Source organism: Butyrivibrio sp. AE3003 (genome assembly GCF_000686065.1).
GTDB lineage: Bacteria > Bacillota > Clostridia > Lachnospirales > Lachnospiraceae > Butyrivibrio > Butyrivibrio hungatei_A.
In genome coordinates this window covers 3,059,441-3,080,531 of the sequence record NZ_JMLX01000001.1, presented here as the reverse complement: position 1 = coordinate 3,080,531, position 21,091 = coordinate 3,059,441, and the positions used below count along the sequence as shown (strand labels likewise).

At 42.0% G+C, this 21,091-nt stretch carries 19 protein-coding genes; all 19 read right to left on the bottom strand.

Annotated elements, in window-relative coordinates:
• Window positions 1–17: 17 nt before the first annotated feature.
• Window positions 18–1,196 carry a glycosyltransferase gene (locus CD00_RS0114760; protein WP_034462570.1) on the bottom strand — a complete coding sequence of 393 codons (1,179 nt, stop codon included), beginning with the start codon at window positions 1,194–1,196 and terminating at the stop codon, window positions 18–20.
• 19 nt (window positions 1,197–1,215) lie between these two features.
• A complete protein-coding gene (locus tag CD00_RS0114755) occupies window positions 1,216–1,605 on the bottom strand; it encodes a VOC family protein (RefSeq protein WP_026656665.1) in 390 nt (129 codons plus the stop codon).
• Window positions 1,606–1,609: 4 nt separating this feature from the next.
• Complete coding sequence (locus CD00_RS0114750; RefSeq protein WP_026656664.1) at window positions 1,610–1,855, bottom strand: acyl carrier protein; 246 nt, start codon at window positions 1,853–1,855, stop codon at window positions 1,610–1,612.
• 24 nt (window positions 1,856–1,879) lie between these two features.
• Window positions 1,880–3,823 (bottom strand): asparagine synthase (glutamine-hydrolyzing), encoded by a 1,944-nt coding sequence (asnB, locus tag CD00_RS0114745; protein WP_026656663.1) that lies wholly within the window; start codon window positions 3,821–3,823, stop codon window positions 1,880–1,882.
• A gap of 9 nt (window positions 3,824–3,832) precedes the next feature.
• Window positions 3,833–4,594 carry a hypothetical protein gene (locus tag CD00_RS0114740; protein ID WP_026656662.1) on the bottom strand — a complete coding sequence of 254 codons (762 nt, stop codon included), beginning with the start codon at window positions 4,592–4,594 and terminating at the stop codon, window positions 3,833–3,835.
• Between the two features lie 16 nt (window positions 4,595–4,610).
• Window positions 4,611–5,711 (bottom strand): glycosyltransferase, encoded by a 1,101-nt coding sequence (locus CD00_RS0114735; protein WP_026656661.1) that lies wholly within the window; start codon window positions 5,709–5,711, stop codon window positions 4,611–4,613.
• A gap of 2 nt (window positions 5,712–5,713) precedes the next feature.
• Window positions 5,714–6,649: a methionyl-tRNA formyltransferase gene (locus CD00_RS0114730; RefSeq protein WP_026656660.1), complete on the bottom strand. Its 936-nt coding sequence runs from the start codon at window positions 6,647–6,649 to the stop codon at window positions 5,714–5,716.
• Window positions 6,649–7,848 (bottom strand): glycosyltransferase, encoded by a 1,200-nt coding sequence (locus tag CD00_RS0114725; RefSeq protein WP_026656659.1) that lies wholly within the window; start codon window positions 7,846–7,848, stop codon window positions 6,649–6,651. Before CD00_RS0114725 ends, CD00_RS0114730 begins: the two co-directional genes overlap by 1 nt.
• Complete coding sequence (locus CD00_RS0114720) at window positions 7,848–9,170, bottom strand: glycosyltransferase (protein WP_026656658.1); 1,323 nt, start codon at window positions 9,168–9,170, stop codon at window positions 7,848–7,850. Before CD00_RS0114720 ends, CD00_RS0114725 begins: the two co-directional genes overlap by 1 nt.
• Before the next feature lie 6 nt (window positions 9,171–9,176).
• Complete coding sequence (locus CD00_RS0114715; RefSeq protein WP_026656656.1) at window positions 9,177–9,926, bottom strand: DUF2334 domain-containing protein; 750 nt, start codon at window positions 9,924–9,926, stop codon at window positions 9,177–9,179.
• The gene (locus tag CD00_RS0114710; protein ID WP_026656655.1) at window positions 9,923–10,897 is read right to left on the bottom strand and encodes an SDR family oxidoreductase; all 975 of its coding nucleotides are present in this window, start codon (window positions 10,895–10,897) and stop codon (window positions 9,923–9,925) included. The genes CD00_RS0114715 and CD00_RS0114710 overlap by 4 nt, the downstream gene beginning before the upstream one ends.
• Before the next feature lie 98 nt (window positions 10,898–10,995).
• Complete coding sequence (locus CD00_RS0114705; RefSeq protein ID WP_026656654.1) at window positions 10,996–12,312, bottom strand: nucleotide sugar dehydrogenase; 1,317 nt, start codon at window positions 12,310–12,312, stop codon at window positions 10,996–10,998.
• Between the two features lie 126 nt (window positions 12,313–12,438).
• Window positions 12,439–13,536 (bottom strand): glycosyltransferase family 4 protein, encoded by a 1,098-nt coding sequence (locus tag CD00_RS0114700; RefSeq protein ID WP_034462156.1) that lies wholly within the window; start codon window positions 13,534–13,536, stop codon window positions 12,439–12,441.
• A gap of 2 nt (window positions 13,537–13,538) precedes the next feature.
• Window positions 13,539–13,919 carry an ATP-grasp domain-containing protein gene (locus CD00_RS20445; RefSeq protein ID WP_207640509.1) on the bottom strand — a complete coding sequence of 127 codons (381 nt, stop codon included), beginning with the start codon at window positions 13,917–13,919 and terminating at the stop codon, window positions 13,539–13,541.
• Entirely contained in the window at window positions 13,846–14,535 is a 690-nt protein-coding gene (locus CD00_RS18605; RefSeq protein WP_207640508.1) for an ATP-grasp domain-containing protein, read from the bottom strand. The genes CD00_RS20445 and CD00_RS18605 overlap by 74 nt, the downstream gene beginning before the upstream one ends.
• A 1-nt stretch (window position 14,536) precedes the next feature.
• Window positions 14,537–15,157: a sugar transferase gene (locus tag CD00_RS0114690; protein WP_304412729.1), complete on the bottom strand. Its 621-nt coding sequence runs from the start codon at window positions 15,155–15,157 to the stop codon at window positions 14,537–14,539.
• A 35-nt stretch (window positions 15,158–15,192) separates the two neighbouring features.
• Entirely contained in the window at window positions 15,193–16,470 is a 1,278-nt protein-coding gene (locus CD00_RS0114685) for a DegT/DnrJ/EryC1/StrS family aminotransferase (RefSeq protein WP_034462155.1), read from the bottom strand.
• Window positions 16,467–18,413, bottom strand: coding sequence for a polysaccharide biosynthesis protein (locus CD00_RS18600; protein ID WP_034462153.1), 1,947 nt, complete (start codon window positions 18,411–18,413; stop codon window positions 16,467–16,469). The genes CD00_RS0114685 and CD00_RS18600 overlap by 4 nt, the downstream gene beginning before the upstream one ends.
• A 23-nt stretch (window positions 18,414–18,436) precedes the next feature.
• Window positions 18,437–21,091, bottom strand: coding sequence for an O-antigen ligase family protein (locus CD00_RS0114675; protein ID WP_026656650.1), 2,655 nt, complete (start codon window positions 21,089–21,091; stop codon window positions 18,437–18,439).

The window sequence follows — 21,091 nt, the reverse complement described above, 5'->3', positions numbered from 1 at the left end:
AAAAAACTTATCCTCTATTATCCTTCCATTATCTTATCAAAATACTTTCTCCACTTGGCATTGGTAACATCGGGACTGCAAATCTCCTGAATCTTGGTAGCCTCTGCTCCGAGCTTCTCAGATAGTTCCTTATCTGACAGTACCTTTGTAATGGCACGTGCCATAGCATCTTTGTCTCCAACGGGAACAAGAAGTCCGTTTACCCCGTCATCAATTAGGTCTCTCGGTCCGCCGCAGGGACAATCCGTCGATATACAGGGAAGTCCCAGTGACATCGCCTCAATAAGAGAATTCGGCATACCTTCATGGTTGGATGCAAGTATGAAAAGCGCAGCCTTCTCGATATGCTCCGCCACATTGCTTACATTTCCCTTAAACTCAACTCTTTTTCTTATCCCAAGTTCGGATGCAAGCCTCTGAAGCTTGATGCTGTCCGGACCGTCTCCGTAAAAAACAAGTGAATAATCGGGAAAAGCTTCGCCTGCTGCGTCTTTAAACGCCCTCATTACCATTTCCTGATTTTTATTGCTGTTAATCCTTGCAACCATCACAATCTTCTTCTCACGGTCGCCGATATAGCGCTTTCTGATAAAAGAAGGATTGAGGGAGTTTGGAAGTATTATACATTTTTTTTGAATATATTTGGGGAATTTGGCCTTTGCGCCCTTAGACTGAACAACAACTCCCGCCGCTTTTCCGAAAGTCACGAGCATGGCCGACTTAAGCCCCACAGTACCGTATTCCATATCAGGATCGGCACGCACGGATACAACAACTTTGATTCCTTCCCTTGTCGCGGTTGAAAGAGCCATTATGTTGTTTTTTCCAAGAAAACTCAGAACCAGATCGGGTTTAAGGTCTTTCCAGATATTACGGAGTTTCTCGTATCTGTTCTTTAGATTTGCCGCTCTGCCTGCCTGTTCTTCTTTAAGAAGTGCGGAAAAGACTCTTCTGATACCGCCCTTTTCTCCGCCTTCAAGGTCAACCCACACAGGGTTTTCATCAAGATCTGCGACATGGACTGCATTGGGTGCCCCCGCGGGAACACGCTTCCATGCTGCATGTTTTACTTCATATTCATTTGCCGCCAGATATGTAGTAACGAGAGTAACTTTATAACCCTGCTCAAAAAAATAATCGGCAAGATTAGACATTACTCTCTCCGCTCCGCCCTTTTCGAGCGAACCTATATACATGGCGATATGTTTTTTATTCTCAGAATTCGACAAGTTCGATTATCCCCATACTGATATTATTCAAAAAGGCAACTTTCTTGCCGTCTATACAAGGCGCGATAGTAGGCTCATGTATGACGGTGTAGTGTTTGCTCTCAAGCTCTTTTACAGCCTTGTCCATATCTTCCACTTCATAGCAAAAATGATAAGGGGTATTCTTAAAGCGCTTCAAAAGCGGATACATCGGGGAATTCTCTCCCATGGGCTCAATGAGCTCAACTCTGTAATCTCCGTTTTTCAGAAACTCGATCTTAATATCCCTTATCTCATCGTACTTGGTGGCCTGTTCAACTTCATAGCCAAGCTCAAAAAATTTCTTTTCCGTCTTGTCTATGCTCTTGGCAAGGTATCCTACATGATGTATTTTCATCTTATTATCCCTGTAATTTGCTGATGATAATGTCTGCCATCTCACCTACATTTTTCATGGATACGATCTGTCCCATGTTGAATTTGATATCAAACTCCTGCTCAATGGCATTTATAAGATTGATGTGCTCAAGTGAATCCCATCCGTCTACGTCTGCTGCCGTTGTAGCATCTTCAACGGTGATGTCGTCATCTTCGAAAACATCTCTGAACACTTCGTTTAATTTCTCAAATACTTCTTCTCTTGTCATTTATTTCTCCTCTTTTCACTTCTGTCAGATCATGTGGAAATTATACCACTGCTGGAATATATAGAATGACCACGCAATCTTGCTGTAGTTAGCTCCCGTTGCGGGGCCTCCGTCTCCTTTTACAACATAATCGTTTATAAAGTTTGAAACATAGTTTACATCAAAAATATCCTGTTTGCTAAGGAAAGATGTGCTGCTGTAATCAAGAAGCTGCTCTCTTAAAGGTCCGCGAAGCCATTCATCCATAGGCACGCCGAAACCTGTCTTTGGTCTTTCCAAAAGCTCTTTAGGTATATAGTCATAAGCAATATCTTTTAAGATATGCTTCTTATCGCCCCTATTATACTTGAATCTGTGAGGTATCCTGAACGAATACTCCATAACCTCCGTATCCATGATAGGACATCTTGCTTCAAGCGAATATTTCATGGACGCCCTGTCCATCTTAACCAGAATATCCTCGGGAAGGTATGTATCCATATCAAGAAGCATTCTTCTTATCTGGAAATTATTTACTCCGTAAAGGCTCTCCACAGGATACAGAACAGGCTGCATATTGCTTCCGACATTGTAATCCGTCGCAAGATACTGAGCCGCACTCATCGGGATATCCATGTCCTCATTGCCTGATATAAAGGCATGCGAAGCTCTTACATATCCTTCTGATACAAGCTGTGTCTTGGTTTCGGGATCTCTGTTGTTTGCAACAACCTTAACCCTGAACGGCATCTTATCAAGGAGCGTTCCGTCTCCGCTCTTAATACGCGAAAGACTGTGTACAATAGCTCCCGGAATATCAAGAAGCTGCGCCGTTCTCACGTTATCATATACATTATATCCGCAGAAAAACTCATCTCCTCCGTCACCCGAAAGAGCTACGGTGACATCCTGTTTCGCAAGTTTACTTACAAGCATCGAAGGAATCTCTGAGTTATCCGCAAAAGGTTCGTCGTAGTACTGCGGAATACTACTTACAAGCTCGAACATCTCTTTTTCTGAAATATAGAGCTCTGTGTGATCGGTTCCAAGGTGTTTTGCGATTTCCTTGGCATACTCCGCTTCATTATATCTGGGAACATCAAAACCTATGCAGAATGTCTTTACCGGCCTGTCTGAATGTTTCTGGGCAATTGCCGTTATAAGAGATGAATCATATCCGCCCGACAAGAAAGTTCCGAGAGGAACATCGGCTATCATTCTGGATGCAACGGACTTCTTAAGTCTCTCTTTCAGTCCTTCCTTTGCTTCCGCATAGCTTCTTACGGGATCTTTCGACATCTCTTTGTATACTTCTTTTATATCCCAATACTTCTTCTTGGTAATCTTACCTGCGCAAAACTTAAGATATGAACCTGCCTCAAGCTTATACACATCGGTAAAGATAGTATCGGGAGCAGCAATATACTGCTGAAGAAGAAATCTTGAAATAACCTGTTTTCTTATCTCCGGCTTAAATCCGGGGCACTTCATAATAGGCTTAAGCTCTGAAGCAAAAACAATGTTTTCTCCGTCAAACCAGTAAAAAAGCGGCTTCTTACCTATTCTGTCTCTTATAAGATAAACATCGGATGTCTCTCTGTCATATATTGCAATCGCAAACATTCCGTGGATGTGATCCACCATATCTATTCCCCACTTGAGGTACGCAGCGATTATGACTTCCGTATCACAATTCGACTTAAACTCATAGTCAGAGAGTTCTTCCTTGAGTTCACGGTAGTTGAATATCTCTCCGTTATAGACAACAGATAATCTGCCGTTCTCGGAGTGCATCGGCTGATGTCCCAAAGGAGACAGATCCAGGATTGAAAGACGTCTCTGAGCAAAGCCTATGACATAATCATCTGCTCCTGAATAGATCTCAACACCGCTGTCATCGGGCCCTCTGTGATACATGGTATCATTCATGATCCTCAGCTGTTCTTCAGTTATTCTCTTTTTTGAAATATATCCGCAAATTCCGCACATTATTTATATTTACAGCTCCACAGGTAGTTTTTCGAAGTTATCGCGAAGAGCACCGAAATCCTTGCACTCATTATCAATAGAATCGATAAGCTCGACATATTTCTCATTAACAAGTGTCTTATAGTTCTCAAGATTGTCATATCCCTTCTTTGTCCATGCAAAAGGATGTGTCAGAATCTGAACCTTATCATATTTATTTATTGTTTCTTCATCGGGATAGCCGTATCTCCAAACATGGTTGGCATCAGACATATACTTTACATCAAGATCTGACTCGGGTGTTGCCTTCGGATCAAATGTAAAGAAATCATCCTGATATGCGTTGATAATTCCTGAAATCTTGATATTCTCAGCAAGAACGTCAGGTGACGGTCTGTGAATGGAAAAAGAGTTGATCTCAAAGCCGAGCATATTGCTGAGCATATCGATTTCCTGCTTAATCCTCTCTCGTATAACTCTCATATCTGTCATTCCGTTTAATGCAAAGTGAAGACCTATATGCTGGCCTCTCTCATGCATATCGGAAAGAATATCCCTGTTTTTTCTGGACAGGATATTATATGAATTATTTGTCCACTGGAAAAAGAATGTAGACCTGAAGTCCATACTCTCTTCGACCTTGGCAAGAGCATGCGCTCTCTCAACCGAATACTCAACGTCGTGTCTCATAATGACAAAGCTGTCTTTATCAAGTGCTTCTTCATATGTGGCATAACGGCCCGTAGCTTTAATGGCACGGACAATCTCTCTGTAATCATCAAATGAAAACATTACCCTTATTCTCCTGTTATTTTCTAATAATCTTCTCTAAATAATCTCTCCACTGCACAAATACAGCTTCGGAATTGGCAATCTGTTCTATCTTGGAAGCTTCATCTCCAAGGCGCTCCGCAAGTTCTCTGTCCTCGATAAGCTTACATATACCCTCGGCAAGCGCATCAGGATCCTTTATCGGAACAAGAAGTCCGTTCTCACCGTCTCTTATAACGGTTCTTGGACCACCGCACGGACAATCCGTTGCAACACAGGGCATTCCCATCGCCATTGCTTCAAGAAGCGAATTCGGAAGTCCTTCCCAATCCGATGAAAAGGCATAAACCGCGCCCTTTGGTATTTCTTTTTCGAGCTCATCGCTTCCGCCCATGAGAAGAATGTAGTCTTCCGCGTGGTTATCCGCAATGATCTTATCAAGTATCTCTTTTGTCCCGTCAAATGAATCGGGTCCGTAGATCTTAAGAACATAGTCGGGGTGCTTCTCATGCACCTTAATAAAAGCTTCGCACAGCATAGGCTGATTTTTGAAGTCTACAAGCCTAGCGTGATGTACCACCGATTTATCCCTGCTCTCAGGCTTCTTAAGGCCAAAATACTTGGGATTTATCGGATTTAATATAATGGCTGAATTATCCTGAAGGTATGGTTTAAAGAACTCCTTCTGTCCGGTTGTCTGGAATACACAACCTGCTGCCCTCGGGAACAACCACTTTATCTGTACTTTATCAGAAAATGCGTCATAATGTCCAACCGGGTCTGTCCTTATGGATATTACGACAGGCACGTCACTTTTGCCTGCTGCCATGAGCGCTCTGTAATTGGCTCTCTGCGCAAATGCTATAAGTACATCCGGATGATAATTTTTCACAAATTCTTTGAGATATTTCACACGTAAAAAGAACTTTGTTATCCTGTTCTTTTTCTCATCGCCTTCACGAAGACCTACGTGCACTCTTGTGACTCTCTCATCAAGAGCAAACTCATTCTCATCCACCCACTCAGTGGCGACATACACTTTATAGCCTTCCTTGGCAAATTGATTGGCGAGGTTTGATACCACGCGCTCGGCACCGCCCTGTACAAGGCAGTTCAAGTGAAATGCTATTGTTTTCATAATTACAAAAGTACCGTTCCTACTTTTAATTCTGCTTCAGATTCATATCTGTCTATTCTTATGGATCCGTCAACTGTGCGGACAATCGGCTTTCCGTCGAACATATCCACGATCTCACCGGGAGCAAATCCGGAAAAATCTATCATCTCATCAAAAGGATGTGCTTCCCAGACAGTAACCTTATTCTTCTCATCCTCGGATCCCGCATAGCAGAATGCTCCGGGGAAAGGTGCCGCAACGCCCCTTATAAGATTATAGATATTTCTTGTTCTGTCTTTGAAATCAATCTTTCCGTCTTTGGCGGTACGTTTATTGTACCATGAATCATAATCTTTTGAATCAGTGTGAATGGGAATCTCACCTTTTTCCATATATGTTGTGACAAGCTTTCTGATAAGATTCTTGGAACAGATCATATTCTTGTACTGAGCCGTTCTGATATCGTCGTGCTCATTTATCTGGAACATCTCCGTTGCAAATACATTTGGGCTGTCCGCATGCTCATCATATCTGAAAAGATTGAGATTAAATCTCGTATCTCCGAGAATAACCGACCAGTTAAGGGGCGATCTTCCTCTTCCGAAGGGAAGATATCCACAATTTCCGTGGAAACCGTATATTCCGCTCTTAAATGCATCAAGAACTTCCTTGGGAATAAGTCTCTGCCATCCCATTACGATTCCGAGGTCAAAAGTATTTTCCTCAATAAACTTCTTTGTCTTTTCATCGTTAAGGAAATAGCTCTCTGCTTCGAAAACTGGAATTCCGTACTTCTCTGTCAGGAAGCTGAGTCCCTTGAATCCTGAAACCTGATTATGTTCAAGAACCTTGGGTGCAATGGTCATTACAAGGTCAACCTTGCATAGTTCTTTTTCTATGAAATCTATTATGTTCTCGGATGTATCTTTTACACCGAAGACTACAACTTTATAATGCATTATTCATACCTCTTGAAAATCTCATGTATACTTTCTTTATATTTTTCGGGCGCGTAGAACATCGCTCTCTCATAGGCTTTTTCTGCATATCTTGAAGCTTTGTCCTCATCATCCAAAAGGCTTATTATCTTTTCCGCAAGGAGTTTTTCACCCCCTGTTATGTTATTTGGATCCATATCCACATTTTCGCCGAGATCGGGCACCAGTATTCCGTATGTTCCCTCAATCGCGTCTTTTGTGCTGTCTCCGTTTGGTATCTCTTTTATAAGCTTATCGTACTCACTCTCGCTCAAAAGAATCTCTCTAGGGCCCGTCTTACAGTCTGCAGAAATAACAGGTTTTCCGAGCGCCATTGCTTCAAGTACCGCATTGGGGAATCCCTCATGATTGGAACTGCACACGTAAATATCTGAAGAAGATACATAAGAAAAAGGATTCTTTTTTACTCCGGGGAAACAAGCTTTCCCTTTAACTCCAAGCTGTTCAGAGAGCTTTTCGTACTCTGACCAATTTCCCGCGCCAAGAACTATAAGTCTTGCCTCGGGATGCTTTTTATAAACAAGTGAAAAAGCTTTTACAAGATGCCATACACCCTTTATGTAATCGTTTCTCACCATACAGGATATGGTCTTTACATCTTCTCCCTTAAAAGGCATATCCGCTATCTCTTCACTGCCCTTTGCCTTTACATCCTCAACATCAAGTGGGTTGTAGATGTAAGTACTTTTATTATAATCAAAGTCGCGAAGAAGCTGCCTTACGATCTCTTTTGAACAGGAAAGAACCTGATCTGATCCGTTGCAGAACATCTTTATCTTCTTTGGACTTTCCATATCAGTCTGACAACGAAGTCCGGTAAGCACTCTTTCTTTTCCCTTTGAAAGAACATTTACATAATTCGCTGTACTTCCGAAACTGTAGGCAATGTCGATTCCAAGCTGTTTCTTAATCTTTCTTGTCTTGATGACTCTCTTTATTACATTGAATACTTTATTTATCGTGCCCTTCTTAGCCGGCACATCAATATCGATCACTTCAAGTCCCGTTACGTCAAAGTTGATATCTTTGGAGCTGAATATAAGTATGTATACGTTGTAATACTCCTGCATCAATCTTGCAGTCTTTATGCAAACACGCTCAAATCCGCCCTGATGAAGCATGGGCACCATGAGCATTAGTTTTTTCTTTTTATCTGCCATTAAAAATTTCCTCTTTCATAAAAATATGCCATCTGTTTTGCCTGTAACTTCACGTCAAATCCGGCATCTCTTAATTTATTCAAAATATAATCGGATGTTCCTTCTCTGTCTCCCAATGAGCAGCCGCCTGCACTGTTACCTGTGGCTACAAGTGACTCATATCCGGCATCTGCCTCATCGTCGGAATCATTGTCGTCAAGGATAAGGTCATCAAGTATTTTCTTTGACCATTTCTTTGGATCGTCATTGATGCTCATCATGGTAACAAGTTCCGTCACGTCAACTTCAGGTGTCACAGAATCTGACACAACGCACTGAAGCCCCGCTGCCTGCGCCTCTATAACACTTCCGGGAAGTCCCTCATATCTTGAAGGGAAGCAGAAATAATCCATCGCCTGATAATAATCTGCAGCATTACTCTTATTTCCCGCAAAGATACATTTGTCATATATCCCAAGCCTGTCCGCGAGCTTCTTCATATCATCCATTAAAGGTCCCGTGCCAAGCATCAGAAGTTTCATGCGAATACCGTGAAGCATGCAGTATTTGTTATCCGCATCATTTTCAAGCATCTTACAAATACCGAAAAAGACCTGAAGCAAAAACTCGTGGTTCTTGGCATATCTAAAGCTACCTACGTGTCCTATAACAACAGCGTTGGACACGCCGAGTTCTTTTCTTATCTTATTTCTTTTTTCTTCATCGTAGGCAAAGTTCTTTAAGTCAATTGCATTGGGGATGATCTTTACTTTCCCCTTCTCCATAAGTGTATTTCCAAATACCGCTATCCCTGCCTCTTTCGAACAGGCAAAGTTATAATCGGTAATTCCTTCTTTGCGAAGCGGAGTTCTCAAAAAGTTTGTAGCAACGCCTTTCACGCCCTTATCAACGCCCGCGCTCCTTGCGTGCGCAACGAGGATGGGAATCCCGGCTTTCTTTGCGATTGGAAGGTAGATAGCCGCGGTACTCGTCATATGCCCCTGCACAACTTTCCACTCATCGCGATGCTCATTAAAAAATTTCTTGATCGCAGCTTTGTAATCAAGCAAATTGGTTCCCACAAATTTTGGAAGACAGAATATTCTTCCGCCCAATGAATATACCGTATTATCAAAATAGTCCGGCTCTCGAACTGCCATCAGTTCATCAGAAGTCGGACTCTTTTTCCCTGTCTTATCAGGCGAATAATGGACAAGGAAATCAAACTGGACCCTGTCCCTATTCATATTACGATATAAATCCATTATGCGACATTCAGCTCCGCCTACTCCAAGTCCCCCTAAGACATGTAAGACTCTTATCTGTCCATAGTTATCTTCCATAACTCCTCACTTTATGTTTCTGCTTTTCTTCAGATTAACAACAGTGTATTTGGCCTTAGCTAAAATATACTCTAGAATAAACCTAAGTATTCCCTGCTCTGTAGCTCTCATTTCCATAAGTTCGGAATACGACACAACCTGTGCTGTATTAAGCAGATTGTCTAATTCTTCAAACTCTTTTTCATCCATTGTATTGGTATGATATACGAAAGTGGTTATTCCGTCCCGCTTATCGGAAAGAGTCTTCGCTCTGCTTATCGAAATCGGGTAAAAAATAAGTCCCGACCGCTTATACGGCGCTATCCCAAAGCCGTCCGTAATCTTGAAAAAACCATTTTTCTTAAGAGCTTTTATCGTATTCCTGTCAAACGAATGTGAGGGTGCCATAAAAACATCCGTCATTATCTTATTTTCTCTCAGAATACGACTTCCCATCATGATCATTTCATCCTGCTTGTAATAGGGAAGGCCTGCAAACTCAGACTTTCCTCCGATGGGAAAAACTCCTGCTTCCTTGGTGGTGTAGACATGATTAAAGCCGTGCATTGCAACTGCCCAACCCGAATCCTGAAGGTCTTTTACCATCTTCCAGAAATCTTCCCGGGGTTCGGAAACATTGACCTTCTCATCTTTACAATCGGGAATAACCCCGATAAGCGGCTTGATTCCATGCTTATCGAGTATTCCTTTAAATCTGTCAAATTTCTCCCAATCCATTGCAGGAGTTATGTCGTCCATTCGAATTACTATTTTCATAGATTCTCTTTATACCAGTTGATTGCAAGTTCAATTCCTGCCTTGAAATCGTAAGAAGGATCGTAGCCAAGGTTCTGTCTTGCTTTTGAAATATCAGCGTTTGAATCTCTGATATCACCTTTTCTTGCAGGTCCGTAGTTAGGCTCTACATCAAGACCGAGCGCATCTGTGAGGTGATGATATACATCGATAAGATACTCTCTTCCGCCTGCTCCGATATTGTAAGCCTCTCCTGCTGCCTCTGATGATGCAAGACAAGCTCTTAAGTTACCTTCAATTACATTATCAACATAAGTAAAGTCACGTGACTGCTTACCGTCGCCGTTTATAGTAGGAGTCTCACCATTCATAAGCTGCTTAAGGAACTTGGGAATAACTGCAGCATATGCGCCGTTGGGATCCTGTCTTCTTCCGAATACGTTGAAATAACGAAGTCCGTATGTATCAAGTCCGTAAAGCTTCTTATAGAGCTTTCCGTACTCTTCATCTACTTTCTTTGTAAGTGCATAAGGAGAAAGAACATTTCCTTCCTGTCCTTCTTTCTTGGGAAGAATTGTTGAATCTCCGTAAACAGATGAGCTTGAAGCATATACAAACTTCTTAACTCCGTTCTGTCTTGATGCTTCCATCATGTTAAGTGTTCCTCTGATATTGATCTCCTCGTAAAGAAGAGGCATCTCAATACTTCTGGGAACGCTTCCCCATGCAGCTTCGTTCAAAACATATGTAACACCTTCAGTTGCTTTCATACATGCATCAAGGTCTCTGATATCGTCCTCAATGAAGGTGAAATTCTTGTTTTCCATTAAAGGCTGAATATTCTCAATATGTCCTGTTGAAAGATTATCAAGACATCTTACCTTGTAACCCATATCAAGAAGTGCTTCGCAAATGTTGGAACCGATGAAGCCTGCGCCTCCGGTTACCAAAAATAAACTGTCGTCGTCAAATTTAAGCTCTTTAAAACCCATTTAAAAAAGTCCTCTTTTCAAATAATAAGGAGGTTCCGCTCTCGCTTCGCTCGCCGGAACGACTTTCGCACTAAGCTCGTAAGAACCTCGCTAAGTGCTCAAAGTCTCCAATAATCATATTCAGGCGCGGTATATTCGCTCATATCATAGATTCCCTTAAGATCCATGAACACCTTTGTCTTATGTTTTGCATTGAAGAATTTTGCGATATCTGCAGGCTTGTAGCTCTCGAATTCCTTGTGAGCAACAGCAACGATAACCGCATCCATATCCTTAACGGCATCCAATGAATCAAAATCGATACCGTAAAGTCTCTTAGCCTCGTCGGCATCAGCTTCGGGATCAACCACTACCGGAGTGATTCCGTACTCGCCAAGCTCGTTGTAAATGTCGATGATCTTGGTATTACGTGTATCAGGGCAGTTCTCCTTGAATGTGAATCCAAGAATAGCAACCTTCGCATTCTTAACCGCGATGTCGTTTGCGATAAGGTTCTTTACGCAAGACTCTGCGATATATTTACCCATGTCATCATTGATTCTTCTTCCCGAAAGAATGATCTGTGAATGATAACCGAGTTCTTCTGCTTTGTATGTGAGGTAGTAAGGGTCTACACCGATGCAGTGACCACCTACAAGGCCGGGGAAGAATTTAAGGAAATTCCACTTTGTTCCGGCAGCCTCAAGAACGCTCTTTGTATCGATATCCATCTTGTGGAAGATCATTGAAAGCTCGTTCATAAATGCAATATTGATATCTCTCTGGCTGTTCTCGATAACCTTTGCAGCCTCGGCAACTTTGATAGACTGTGCCTTATAAACTCCGGCAAGTGCAACAAGACTGTATACGTTTGCAACTTCCTCAAGAGTCTCTTCATCCATACCTGAAACAATCTTTGTAATGGTATCAAGTCTGTGAACCTTGTCACCGGGGTTGATACGCTCAGGTGAATATCCTACCTTGAAATCAACGCCGCACTTAAGTCCGGACTCCTTCTCAAGAATAGGAACACAGATATCCTCTGTTACTCCGGGATATACTGTTGACTCATATACTACGATACTTCCCTTTGTGAGGTACTTACCGAGTGTGTGGCTTGCTCCCTCTACAGGTGAAAGATCGGGTGTGTGATCGTCATTTACAGGTGTAGGAACCGCAACTACATGGAACTTACACTCACGAAGTTTCTCGGGATCTGCTGTAAATTCAACACTTGTATTCTTAATAGCTTCATCGCCGACTTCTCTTGTAGGGTCGATTCCCTTCTTATAAAGTTCAACCTTGGCAGCGTTAAAATCGTATCCCACTACCTTTATCTTCTTAGCATATGCCACAGCAATAGGCATACCTACATAACCAAGTCCAACCAATGACAGTTTTTCTTCTCCGGCGAGAAGTTTCTCATACAAACCCATTTGAATCCTCCAAATCATTAACATTTCAATGTTAAAGTTTTTTACATAATTATAGATTCTTAAATAAAAAATTCAAGAACACATTTATTATACTACGCCTGTCAAACATCTGTAAAAATCACATTTTTACAGTTCTTTAAGCGTTTGCTCATAAGTTGAAATGACAATTTTTCTGTCATAATTTTTCTCAATAAACAATCTGGCTTTTTGCCCCATGCTTTTCCTGTCATTCTCGGAAAGTGCAAGTATTTTATGTATAGCATCCGAAAGTGCCGAAGCATTTCCCGGCTTAAAGCCTATTCCCGTCACACCTTCTTCAAATGTTTCTTTACATCCGTTTACATCGGTTGCAAGAACAGGTCTTCCGCACGCTCCCGCTTCGAGAAGCACATTTGAAAGTCCCTCATGGTATGAAGGATGTACTATAACATGGCTGTTAGCCATTACAGGTTCTACGCTGTCCAGATGCCCATGATACTTTACCACGCCTTTTTCTTCAAGCGCCCGTATCATAGGCTCATACTTTTCCCTCTCGTCCTCTTCGTATTCTCCGACAAGATCAAAAAAGACTTTATCATTTGCGGAAGTTATCTCTTCCGCAGCCTTAAGATACTCCTCAATTCCCTTATCTTTCATTATCCTTATGACCGCAAGAAAACGTATACCGTCTTCCTCCGAAGGATATTCCCTGAAAGGATGATCCGTAAGATTTACTCCGGATCCGGGCAAAAGAGCCGCATTCTTTTTTGCAACACCTTTATTCTGCATGAATTCAAGGTTTCTCTTATTCTGAAAAAAGACCTTTACCGCCCTGTTCATTGAAAAAGAATACATCTTCACAAGAATCTTACTGAGCATCCCGCCGCCTTCTATCGCAGTACCGAGTCCGGTAACGTTGCAGATATAAGGGATTCTCAAGAATTTTGCCGCGGATGCCCCGTAAATATTGGGCTTTATCGTATATGTAAGAACCGCGTCAGGTCTTGTCTTCTTCATTATTTTCATGTAACTTGCAAACAATTTGAGGTCTTTTAGCGGATTCATCCCGTGTCTTTCAAGATGAGTGTCCACAAGTTCCACGTTCATATCCGTAAGCTTGTGCACATTCTCATCGAAAGGAACGGAAACTATCACCTTGTGTCCCGCATTTTTAAAGGACTCAAGCAGTTCTTTTCTAAAAAGATAAAGACCGTTTGCATAGTTCGCCAAAATCAAAATTGTCATTATCAGATTTCTCTCATTCGATCCTCAAGGTTATCCAATGTATCTATGACAACACTGTCATACATCATCATAACGACGTTCTCGTCATACTGCCCGATCTGCTGAGCGTTTTCTTTTTTCTCAACAACATTTCTGTAAATGAATGACGGGAAATCAACTCCCGCGCCGTAGGCATGAAGATAAGCTCCTCCGAATCTCGGATTGATCTCAGAAAGATAATACTCACCGTTCTGGTAAAAGAGATCCATATCGAGAGGTCCGTTGAACTTAAATACCTCAAGCGCTTTCTGTGCAAATTCAAAGAGTTTCTCATCCTTGAATGATATTGTCTTGTTTGCTCCACCGATCGTAGTAGAGATTTTTTTTCTTGGAGAAAACCGCAACGGGCTTGTGGCTTATTGTATCGACATAGATATCTGCATCCATATCTTTTCCCGTCATAAGCTCCTGAATAATAAGCCCCGGATCTTTCTCGGTAACTTCCTTAAGAAGTTCATATGTATCAACCTTGCGTGCTCCTACGCTTCCGCTTCCGGTTCTCGGCTTAACGAAGACAGGAAGATTTATCTTGCCTTCGTTGTAATCCTTGTCGAAATCATCGAAACAGCCGTAAGTCTTTACCGTGTTGATTCCTTTTTCCATGAGGTACTTGTACATCTCAAATTTATCAAAGCAAAGCTTTGCAGTTTCCTCATATGGAGCAAGCACTTCAACACCGAGTTCCTCAAACTCTTTTCTGTGAGCCGAAAGAATTGCGATCTCAGGGTCGATAAGTGTCGTTACCGCATCAATCTTTTCTTTCTTGCAAATATCAAGAATTGTCGGGATGTACTCAGGCGCCGTTATAAGCGGAACTCTATAGCAAACATCCGCAAAAGCGGGAGCCGGCGCATATACGCTGTTATCCGTAACAACCATATGAACCTTGTCCCCAAGCGTTTTTCTAAAATCTTTTAAAAGTTCACAGCGTCTTCCGACACTGCAAAATAAAATATTCATTTTACTGCTCCTTTGGTTTTGTACCTGTAAATGCCTCCATTGTGGCATCTGTGGCACTGTTTATGTCATCGTGCTTAAATACTACAGCGATGGTCATGAAAAAAATCTTGAGATCGAAAAGGAATGATATATTTCTTGCGTAATATACATCTTTCTCAAATCTGTCTTCCCAGCTGAGAAGATTCCTTCCGTTAACCTGTGCCCATCCCGTAAGTCCCGGTCTTACATCATGTCTGTGCCTCTGTTCCTCGTTATAGAGGGGAAGGTATTTGACAAGAAGGGGCCTGGGACCTATGAAACTCATGTCACCCTTTAAAATGTTTAAAAACTCAGGAAGTTCATCAAGGCTGGTCGCTCTGAGCTTTTTACCAAACTCGGGAAGTCTGTCTTCATCGGGAAGAAGATTTCCGTTTTCATCCTTTGCATCAGTCATTGTCCTGAATTTGTAAAGGTTAAAAACTTCTCCGTCCTTGCCGGGCCTCGGCTGTCTGAAAATAACAGGACTTCCGAGCTTAACTCTTACGAGTATCGCAAGTATAAGGTACAACCAGCAAAAAGGTATGAGTACCAGTAAAGACAGTATTATATCTATCAATCTCTTAATAAATTTTGAATAAATCATTCGTCACTCCGAAATATGCCGTGTCCAAAGCATTATTAGTCAAAGCATCTTCTTATGATCTCAATGATCATATCCTGCTGCTCTTTTGTCATCTTGATGTCACTTGGAAGGCATAAGCCTCTGTTAAAGATATCGGCTCCGACATCCTTAAAGCCTTCCTCTTCAATGTAAGCATTGCTGCGGGCTCTTCCGTTTCCGTGCTTTGTGATAAATGCGTTTGACCTGTAGATAGGCTGCATATGCATCGGCTTCCAGATAGGACGTCCCTCTGCGTTATTCTCAGCGATAGCACTAAGGATCTCTGTGGGACATGTCTTTCCGGGCTCGGGATTGTAAAGAACTTCTTTTTCTCCGCGAACCTGTCTGCACATTACATCCTCATCTATGATCATGCATGAAAGCCAGAAATTCGGCTCACTGTTCTTCTTATCGTAAGGATTCATCTTTACGGGAAGTCCCTTGAGGCCTTCTTTGTAACGCATATAGATTTCTTTTTTCTGAGCGACATGCTCTTCAAGATAAGGAATCTGTCCCCTTACAACTCCGGCAATAACGTTGCTCATTCTGTAGTTGTAGCCAAGTTCCTCATGCTGATACCAGGGTGCATCCTCTCTTGCCTGAGTGGACCACTTACGCACCTTGTGAGCATCTTCTGTACTGTTTGTAAGGAACATTCCTCCCGCGGAACCGGTTATGATCTTGTTTCCGTTAAAAGAGAGAATGCTGTAATCACCAAAAAGTCCCGTCTGCTTTCCCTTGTAGGTTGCACCGAGAGATTCAGCCGCATCCTCAACTATAAGTGCATTGTGCGCACGGCAGATTCTCTGGATTCCGTCTATCTTTCCGGGTGTTCCGTAAAGATGTGCAACGACTACAAGTCTTACATCGGGATATGTCTCAAAAGCTCTTTCCAGTGATTCGGGATCCATATTCCATGTATCTTCTTCCGTATCGATAAATACAGCTTCACCGCCCTCATAAGCAATGGGATTTACTGTAGCATCGAAAGTAAGATCGGAACAAAATACTTTCTTTCCCTCAAGTGTTCCGTGTCCGATCTTAGGCTGACCGTAAAGTCTTTCACCTGCAAGTTTTATCGCAAGATGAAGCGCAGCTGTTCCCGATGAAAGTGCAACAGCCTCCTTGCATCCGATCTTTTCACATATAAGTTTTTCAGCCTCGTTTATATTCGCTCCGACAGTTGACATCCAGTTGGTGTCATATGCCTCCTGCACGTACTTGATCTCATCACCGTGCATTGTCGGGGATGAAAGCCAGATTTTTTTCTGAAAGGGTCTAATTTCCACGATCATTCCTCCGTATTGATTTTTTCAGCTAGCTTTTTAAGCATTTCTTTGTGTTCTTCCGTACTGTCCGCTTCGTTATTGGCGGGATGGTATGTTGTAACTATCTCTTTTACGAGAGTTCTTATCTCAGGTGATTCCTCTTTTGCCGCAACATTAAGTCGCTCGAGCCCCGAGAACAACTTCATCTCATCAAGCTCAATAGGCTTTCCGATATGGATCATCTTATTCTCTGTATCCTGAAGTCCTTCTTCATCCATGAGCATCTCTTCGTAGAGTTTCTCACCCGGGCGAAGTCCCGTAAATTCAATTCTGATATCCTCTCCGACCTTGTATCCGGAAAGTTTTATGAGGTTCTCTGCAAGATCGAGTATCTTGACGGGTTCACCCATATCAAGTACAAATATCTCGCCGCCCTTTGCAAATGCTCCTGCCTGAAGCACGAGGGAAACCGCCTCTGAAATTGTCATAAAGTATCTGATGATATTAGGGTCTGTAACCGTAACGGGTCCGCCTGCCGCAATCTGTTTCTTAAAGAGCGGGATAACAGAACCGTTTGAACCAAGTACATTACCAAATCTGACCGCCACGAATTCCGTATCGTAGTGCTTATTCATCGTCTGAACGATCATCTCGCAGATTCTCTTACTTGCACCCATTACGTTCGTGGGATTTACAGCCTTATCGGTTGAGATCATAACAAACTTCTCGGTGCCGTTCATAGCTGCTGCCATAGCTGTCTTCCAGGTTCCGAATACATTATTCTTGATAGCTTCATTCGGGCTGTCCTCCATAAGAGGCACGTGCTTGTGTGCAGCTGCATGGTATACGATCTCAGGCTTATACTTTTCGAATATCATATTGATCCTGAGTGTATTTCTTACTGACGCAATGAGAACAACAAGGTCAAGATCGGGATATTTTGTCTTGAGCTCCTGCTGAATGTCATAGGCATTATTCTCGTAAATATCTACAATTATAAGTCTCTTGGGCTTATGTCCGGCAACCTGTCTACAGAGCTCCGATCCGATAGATCCGCCGCCACCTGTTACCATAACGGTCTTTCCGCTGACATAACCTGCGATGGAGTCGATATCGACCGCAATTGGATCTCTTCCCAGAAGGTCTTCTACTTCAACATCGCGAAGTCTCGATACGTTAACCTCGCCGCTTAAAAGCTGGTACATTCCGGGAAGCGCACGCATCTTACAATGTGTATTTTTACAGATATCAAGTATCTTCTTAAGTTCCTGTCTTGAAACAGAAGGAATGGCAACAATAATCTCATCAATATCATACAGATCCGCGCATTCTACAATCCTGTCTCTTCCGCCGACAACCCTGATTCCCTGAATATATCTGCCCCACTTGTCCGAATCATCATCGATGATACATTTGATGGACATTGTGTTGTAATTGCTCTTGATAATATCTTTAATGATAATATTGGCAGCTTCACCCGCTCCTATTACCATTATTGCTTTGGCATTTTTGTTCTTCTCCGCATGGTGCTTGGCACTTCGCAAAAATCTGTAAGAAAATCTGCTTGCAAAGATCAGTGCAATAAGCAAAACCAGATAGAGGAAATAATAGGTCTTTGGCTCAGCCTGATGTCCCGGAACTTTGAAAAACTGAAGTCCAACTGCCGTGATACCGCTTGAAACGGCACATCCCATTACAAGGTTCTGCAGCTCTCTTTCTCCGGCATATGCCCATAAGCTGTCATAGAGCTTAAAAACATAAAACACAATAAGGGTTACGATAATATTTATAGGCAAATAAGTAATCGTAGTTGTCAAGAAGTGTTCTTCAACCTGATCGAGATCAAGATCGTATCTCATAAGTACAGGTATAAAGCTCACCAGGATTATACTTATCACATCGTAAATAACAAGTACCGCACGCCTATACAATTTTTGATAATTAAAAGGTTCTTTTTTCTTCTTTTCCATAGCCATTCTCTGTTGTTAAGATATCATTTGTTATTCTGCATCAAAGGAAAGATTGAAAGCATAAGTGCCGGTGTCATCGGATAGCTGAATTCAAATACCGATTCACTCATTCCGGCAACCATGAATCCGATTGCAATTACAAAAGGAACAAGTGCAAGGGGCTGTTTTTCTTTATTATTCTTAAAGAACTTAAGTCCAAAAACAATGCTTCCAAATACAAACATCACAAACATTATTCCTGCAGGAACTCCCCTGTCATACGCAACCTGAAGATATGTATTGTGCGCATGATATGCAACCATACCATCAGGTAGTATAGGCTGTTCCGCATGTCCCGTCAGGTTCATTTCTTTTAAATATGTTCTATATATAGTAATCCTGTTATTGGAAATACTATCAAGCTTATCAAGCAGAGTGCTTCCTTCTTCGGACTCCGCATCTTCCGCTTCATTCTCATCACCGTCTGTCGCTGTAAGAAGCATCATTGCCTCTGCATTTGTAAACTGCGTCGAAGCAAGCATATTGTCAGTCTCAGGTGCAGACATTCCAAATGATTCATTCTTTTCAATGTCATCAACGGGATCTCCGTATTCATCCAAATATGGTTTGCCCGTCTCGGGATCGTAATTATATATATCATGCGGATAATCATATGTACCCACATCAAGCCCAAGAATCTTGCTCGCAAAGAGGTTGGCAAATCTCTCCACGCACATGTAGTTGGGACTTCCCCAGGCAGCTCCGCCTCTGACAAAAGGATCCGTGTCATCATTTATCATAAGCACAGGATTTCCAACCATTGCAGGAATAATCCTCTGAAGCGTAAATACCGGAGAAAAGCAAACAACTACCGAAACGATCATAGCGATCAATATTTTGCCAAATCTCTTTTTGTAGCACATAAGCACGCAAAAAGCACAAATGAAAAGAGAAACATAAGCTGTTCTTGAAACGGTAAAGATTGCGTAAACCGAGATCAGTCCGAACAGTATAAGCTCTTTCCACGCTGTTTTTATAAAATCTTTTACTCCATAATTCTTAGGAAGGGCAACAATCTTTACAGCCAAAAGAACTGCCGCTACCGCTCCCATAACCGTCAAATATTCGGCTGTTACCGTCTGCGTATGGAACAAAAAGCCGTATCTTCCGCTTACATATCCCGCAAAGCATCTGAACATAAGGCAGTAAACAAAAGAAATACCAAAGTTAAGCATAAGACCGCCCGAAAGAATACTCAGCCAGTCTTTTCTTCCCTTCCATACAAGTCCTCTTAAATACAGGCATGAGAATGTCGCCGCAAGTGCAACTCCCCACCAGCTGCCGTTTCTCATAACTATGAGTACAACAAAGAAAACGTATACAAAAATGCCGAAACGTGAAATGCTTGCACGTTCTTCACTGACACGAATATTCTTATTAAGCTTCTCATGAATGTAACCTGCAAAAAGTTTAATAAGATTTATGGCCAATATGCCGCCTAACATGAAGATTATCACGGCATATTTTATAGCAGTATTTTTTTCAACAAAATCAGGTTCCGTTTCAGGGAAAAGATTCTGTTTGTAGTAATAAACTCCGCCTATCCCCGAAGCAATAAGCCACACAAGATTGAGTGCATTAAACACCTCTTTGGCTGAAAATGTAAGAAGCATCATTACAATGAACGAAATTGCCATTTTTCTCTCGGAAAGATGCCTGAATGTGTCATAATCGTCGTTCATGCAACAACATGAGTACCACATTCCTATTGCCATAGAAAGCATCACAAGAAAGTATCTCACCCTATTTCCGGCATCTATTCCGTCAATAAATGAAATACCCACTTCACTTTTTACAACTTTATGGTTAATGGCATAGAAAGTTATTCCCGCTGCCACGATAAGTCCTATTTCATAAAAGACAATGTCCACTGCCCTGGTGTCAAACACCTTAAGCGGAAAGACCATTATCATAAGTGCAAGATAGAACACTGTGGCAATTGGATTTGCTACAAATTTTACGCATCTCTCGACAGTTATGATACTGTTTCTTCCGGGACGCTTTGAAAAATACAGTCCGATAAGCCCGTACAAAAGCGCAGTGATTGCTGCTATAACCGCAATAACGGCAAGCGAACTTTTCTTTGACATTGGAATTCTGTAGTTATATCCCGCCGCAATGTGCATTCCGGGAACCTCTGTGATACTACTTCCTTCGCTGAAAAAACAGTGTTCGTACATGCTTCCTACATATTCCGGATTATCAGGTACAGTCTCAAAGTTGATATCAACCTTAGATCTGCAGCCCCTTACATATAGGATATACTCTTTTCCAACTTCAACATTATATTCAAGTGTCGCCCTGACATAGCCCGGAATTACCTTATCTCCGGTATCTACCAGAGTCTTTATAAGTTCCCTTCCGCCAAGGTCACAAACGGTAACGTCAAAGTATCTTCCCTTCTCCACTTTGGAGATGTATATATCCACAGAACTTAATCTGTCATATCTTGCGACAAATTTCTGTGAATAAAAACATTCAACATTTACGGCCTTGTCTTCTTCTATCCTGTTTCCACCGGCGGAAGTCTCCATAACCTCCGTCCAAAGGCGTCCCGGCCAGATACTCAAAACTGCTACCAGGGCAATAAGAAGCACTACCGCTCTATACGCTGTTTTTCTATCTATTATCTTTCTCAT

What these genes read in the sequence shown, in the direction of transcription:
- CD00_RS18600 (WP_034462153.1), bottom strand. Translation starts at nt 18,413, where the DNA reads ATGGAAAAGAAGAAAAAAGAACCTTTTAATTATCAAAAATTGTATAGG.
- CD00_RS0114735 (WP_026656661.1), bottom strand. Translation starts at nt 5,711, where the DNA reads ATGAAAACAATAGCATTTCACTTGAACTGCCTTGTACAGGGCGGTGCC.
- CD00_RS0114685 (WP_034462155.1), bottom strand. Translation starts at nt 16,470, where the DNA reads ATGATCGTGGAAATTAGACCCTTTCAGAAAAAAATCTGGCTTTCATCC.
- CD00_RS0114755 (WP_026656665.1), bottom strand. Translation starts at nt 1,605, where the DNA reads ATGAAAATACATCATGTAGGATACCTTGCCAAGAGCATAGACAAGACG.
- CD00_RS0114705 (WP_026656654.1), bottom strand. Translation starts at nt 12,312, where the DNA reads ATGGGTTTGTATGAGAAACTTCTCGCCGGAGAAGAAAAACTGTCATTG.
- CD00_RS0114715 (WP_026656656.1), bottom strand. Translation starts at nt 9,926, where the DNA reads ATGAAAATAGTAATTCGAATGGACGACATAACTCCTGCAATGGATTGG.
- CD00_RS0114720 (WP_026656658.1), bottom strand. Translation starts at nt 9,170, where the DNA reads ATGGAAGATAACTATGGACAGATAAGAGTCTTACATGTCTTAGGGGGA.
- CD00_RS0114750 (WP_026656664.1), bottom strand. Translation starts at nt 1,855, where the DNA reads ATGACAAGAGAAGAAGTATTTGAGAAATTAAACGAAGTGTTCAGAGAT.
- CD00_RS0114730 (WP_026656660.1), bottom strand. Translation starts at nt 6,649, where the DNA reads ATGCATTATAAAGTTGTAGTCTTCGGTGTAAAAGATACATCCGAGAAC.
- CD00_RS0114725 (WP_026656659.1), bottom strand. Translation starts at nt 7,848, where the DNA reads ATGGCAGATAAAAAGAAAAAACTAATGCTCATGGTGCCCATGCTTCAT.
- CD00_RS0114760 (WP_034462570.1), bottom strand. Translation starts at nt 1,196, where the DNA reads ATGTATATAGGTTCGCTCGAAAAGGGCGGAGCGGAGAGAGTAATGTCT.
- CD00_RS0114690 (WP_304412729.1), bottom strand. Translation starts at nt 15,157, where the DNA reads ATGATTTATTCAAAATTTATTAAGAGATTGATAGATATAATACTGTCT.
- CD00_RS0114710 (WP_026656655.1), bottom strand. Translation starts at nt 10,897, where the DNA reads ATGGGTTTTAAAGAGCTTAAATTTGACGACGACAGTTTATTTTTGGTA.
- CD00_RS18605 (WP_207640508.1), bottom strand. Translation starts at nt 14,535, where the DNA reads ATGAATATTTTATTTTGCAGTGTCGGAAGACGCTGTGAACTTTTAAAA.
- CD00_RS0114675 (WP_026656650.1), bottom strand. Translation starts at nt 21,091, where the DNA reads ATGAGAAAGATAATAGATAGAAAAACAGCGTATAGAGCGGTAGTGCTT.
- CD00_RS0114740 (WP_026656662.1), bottom strand. Translation starts at nt 4,594, where the DNA reads ATGTTTTCATTTGATGATTACAGAGAGATTGTCCGTGCCATTAAAGCT.
- asnB (WP_026656663.1), bottom strand. Translation starts at nt 3,823, where the DNA reads ATGTGCGGAATTTGCGGATATATTTCAAAAAAGAGAATAACTGAAGAA.
- CD00_RS0114700 (WP_034462156.1), bottom strand. Translation starts at nt 13,536, where the DNA reads ATGACAATTTTGATTTTGGCGAACTATGCAAACGGTCTTTATCTTTTT.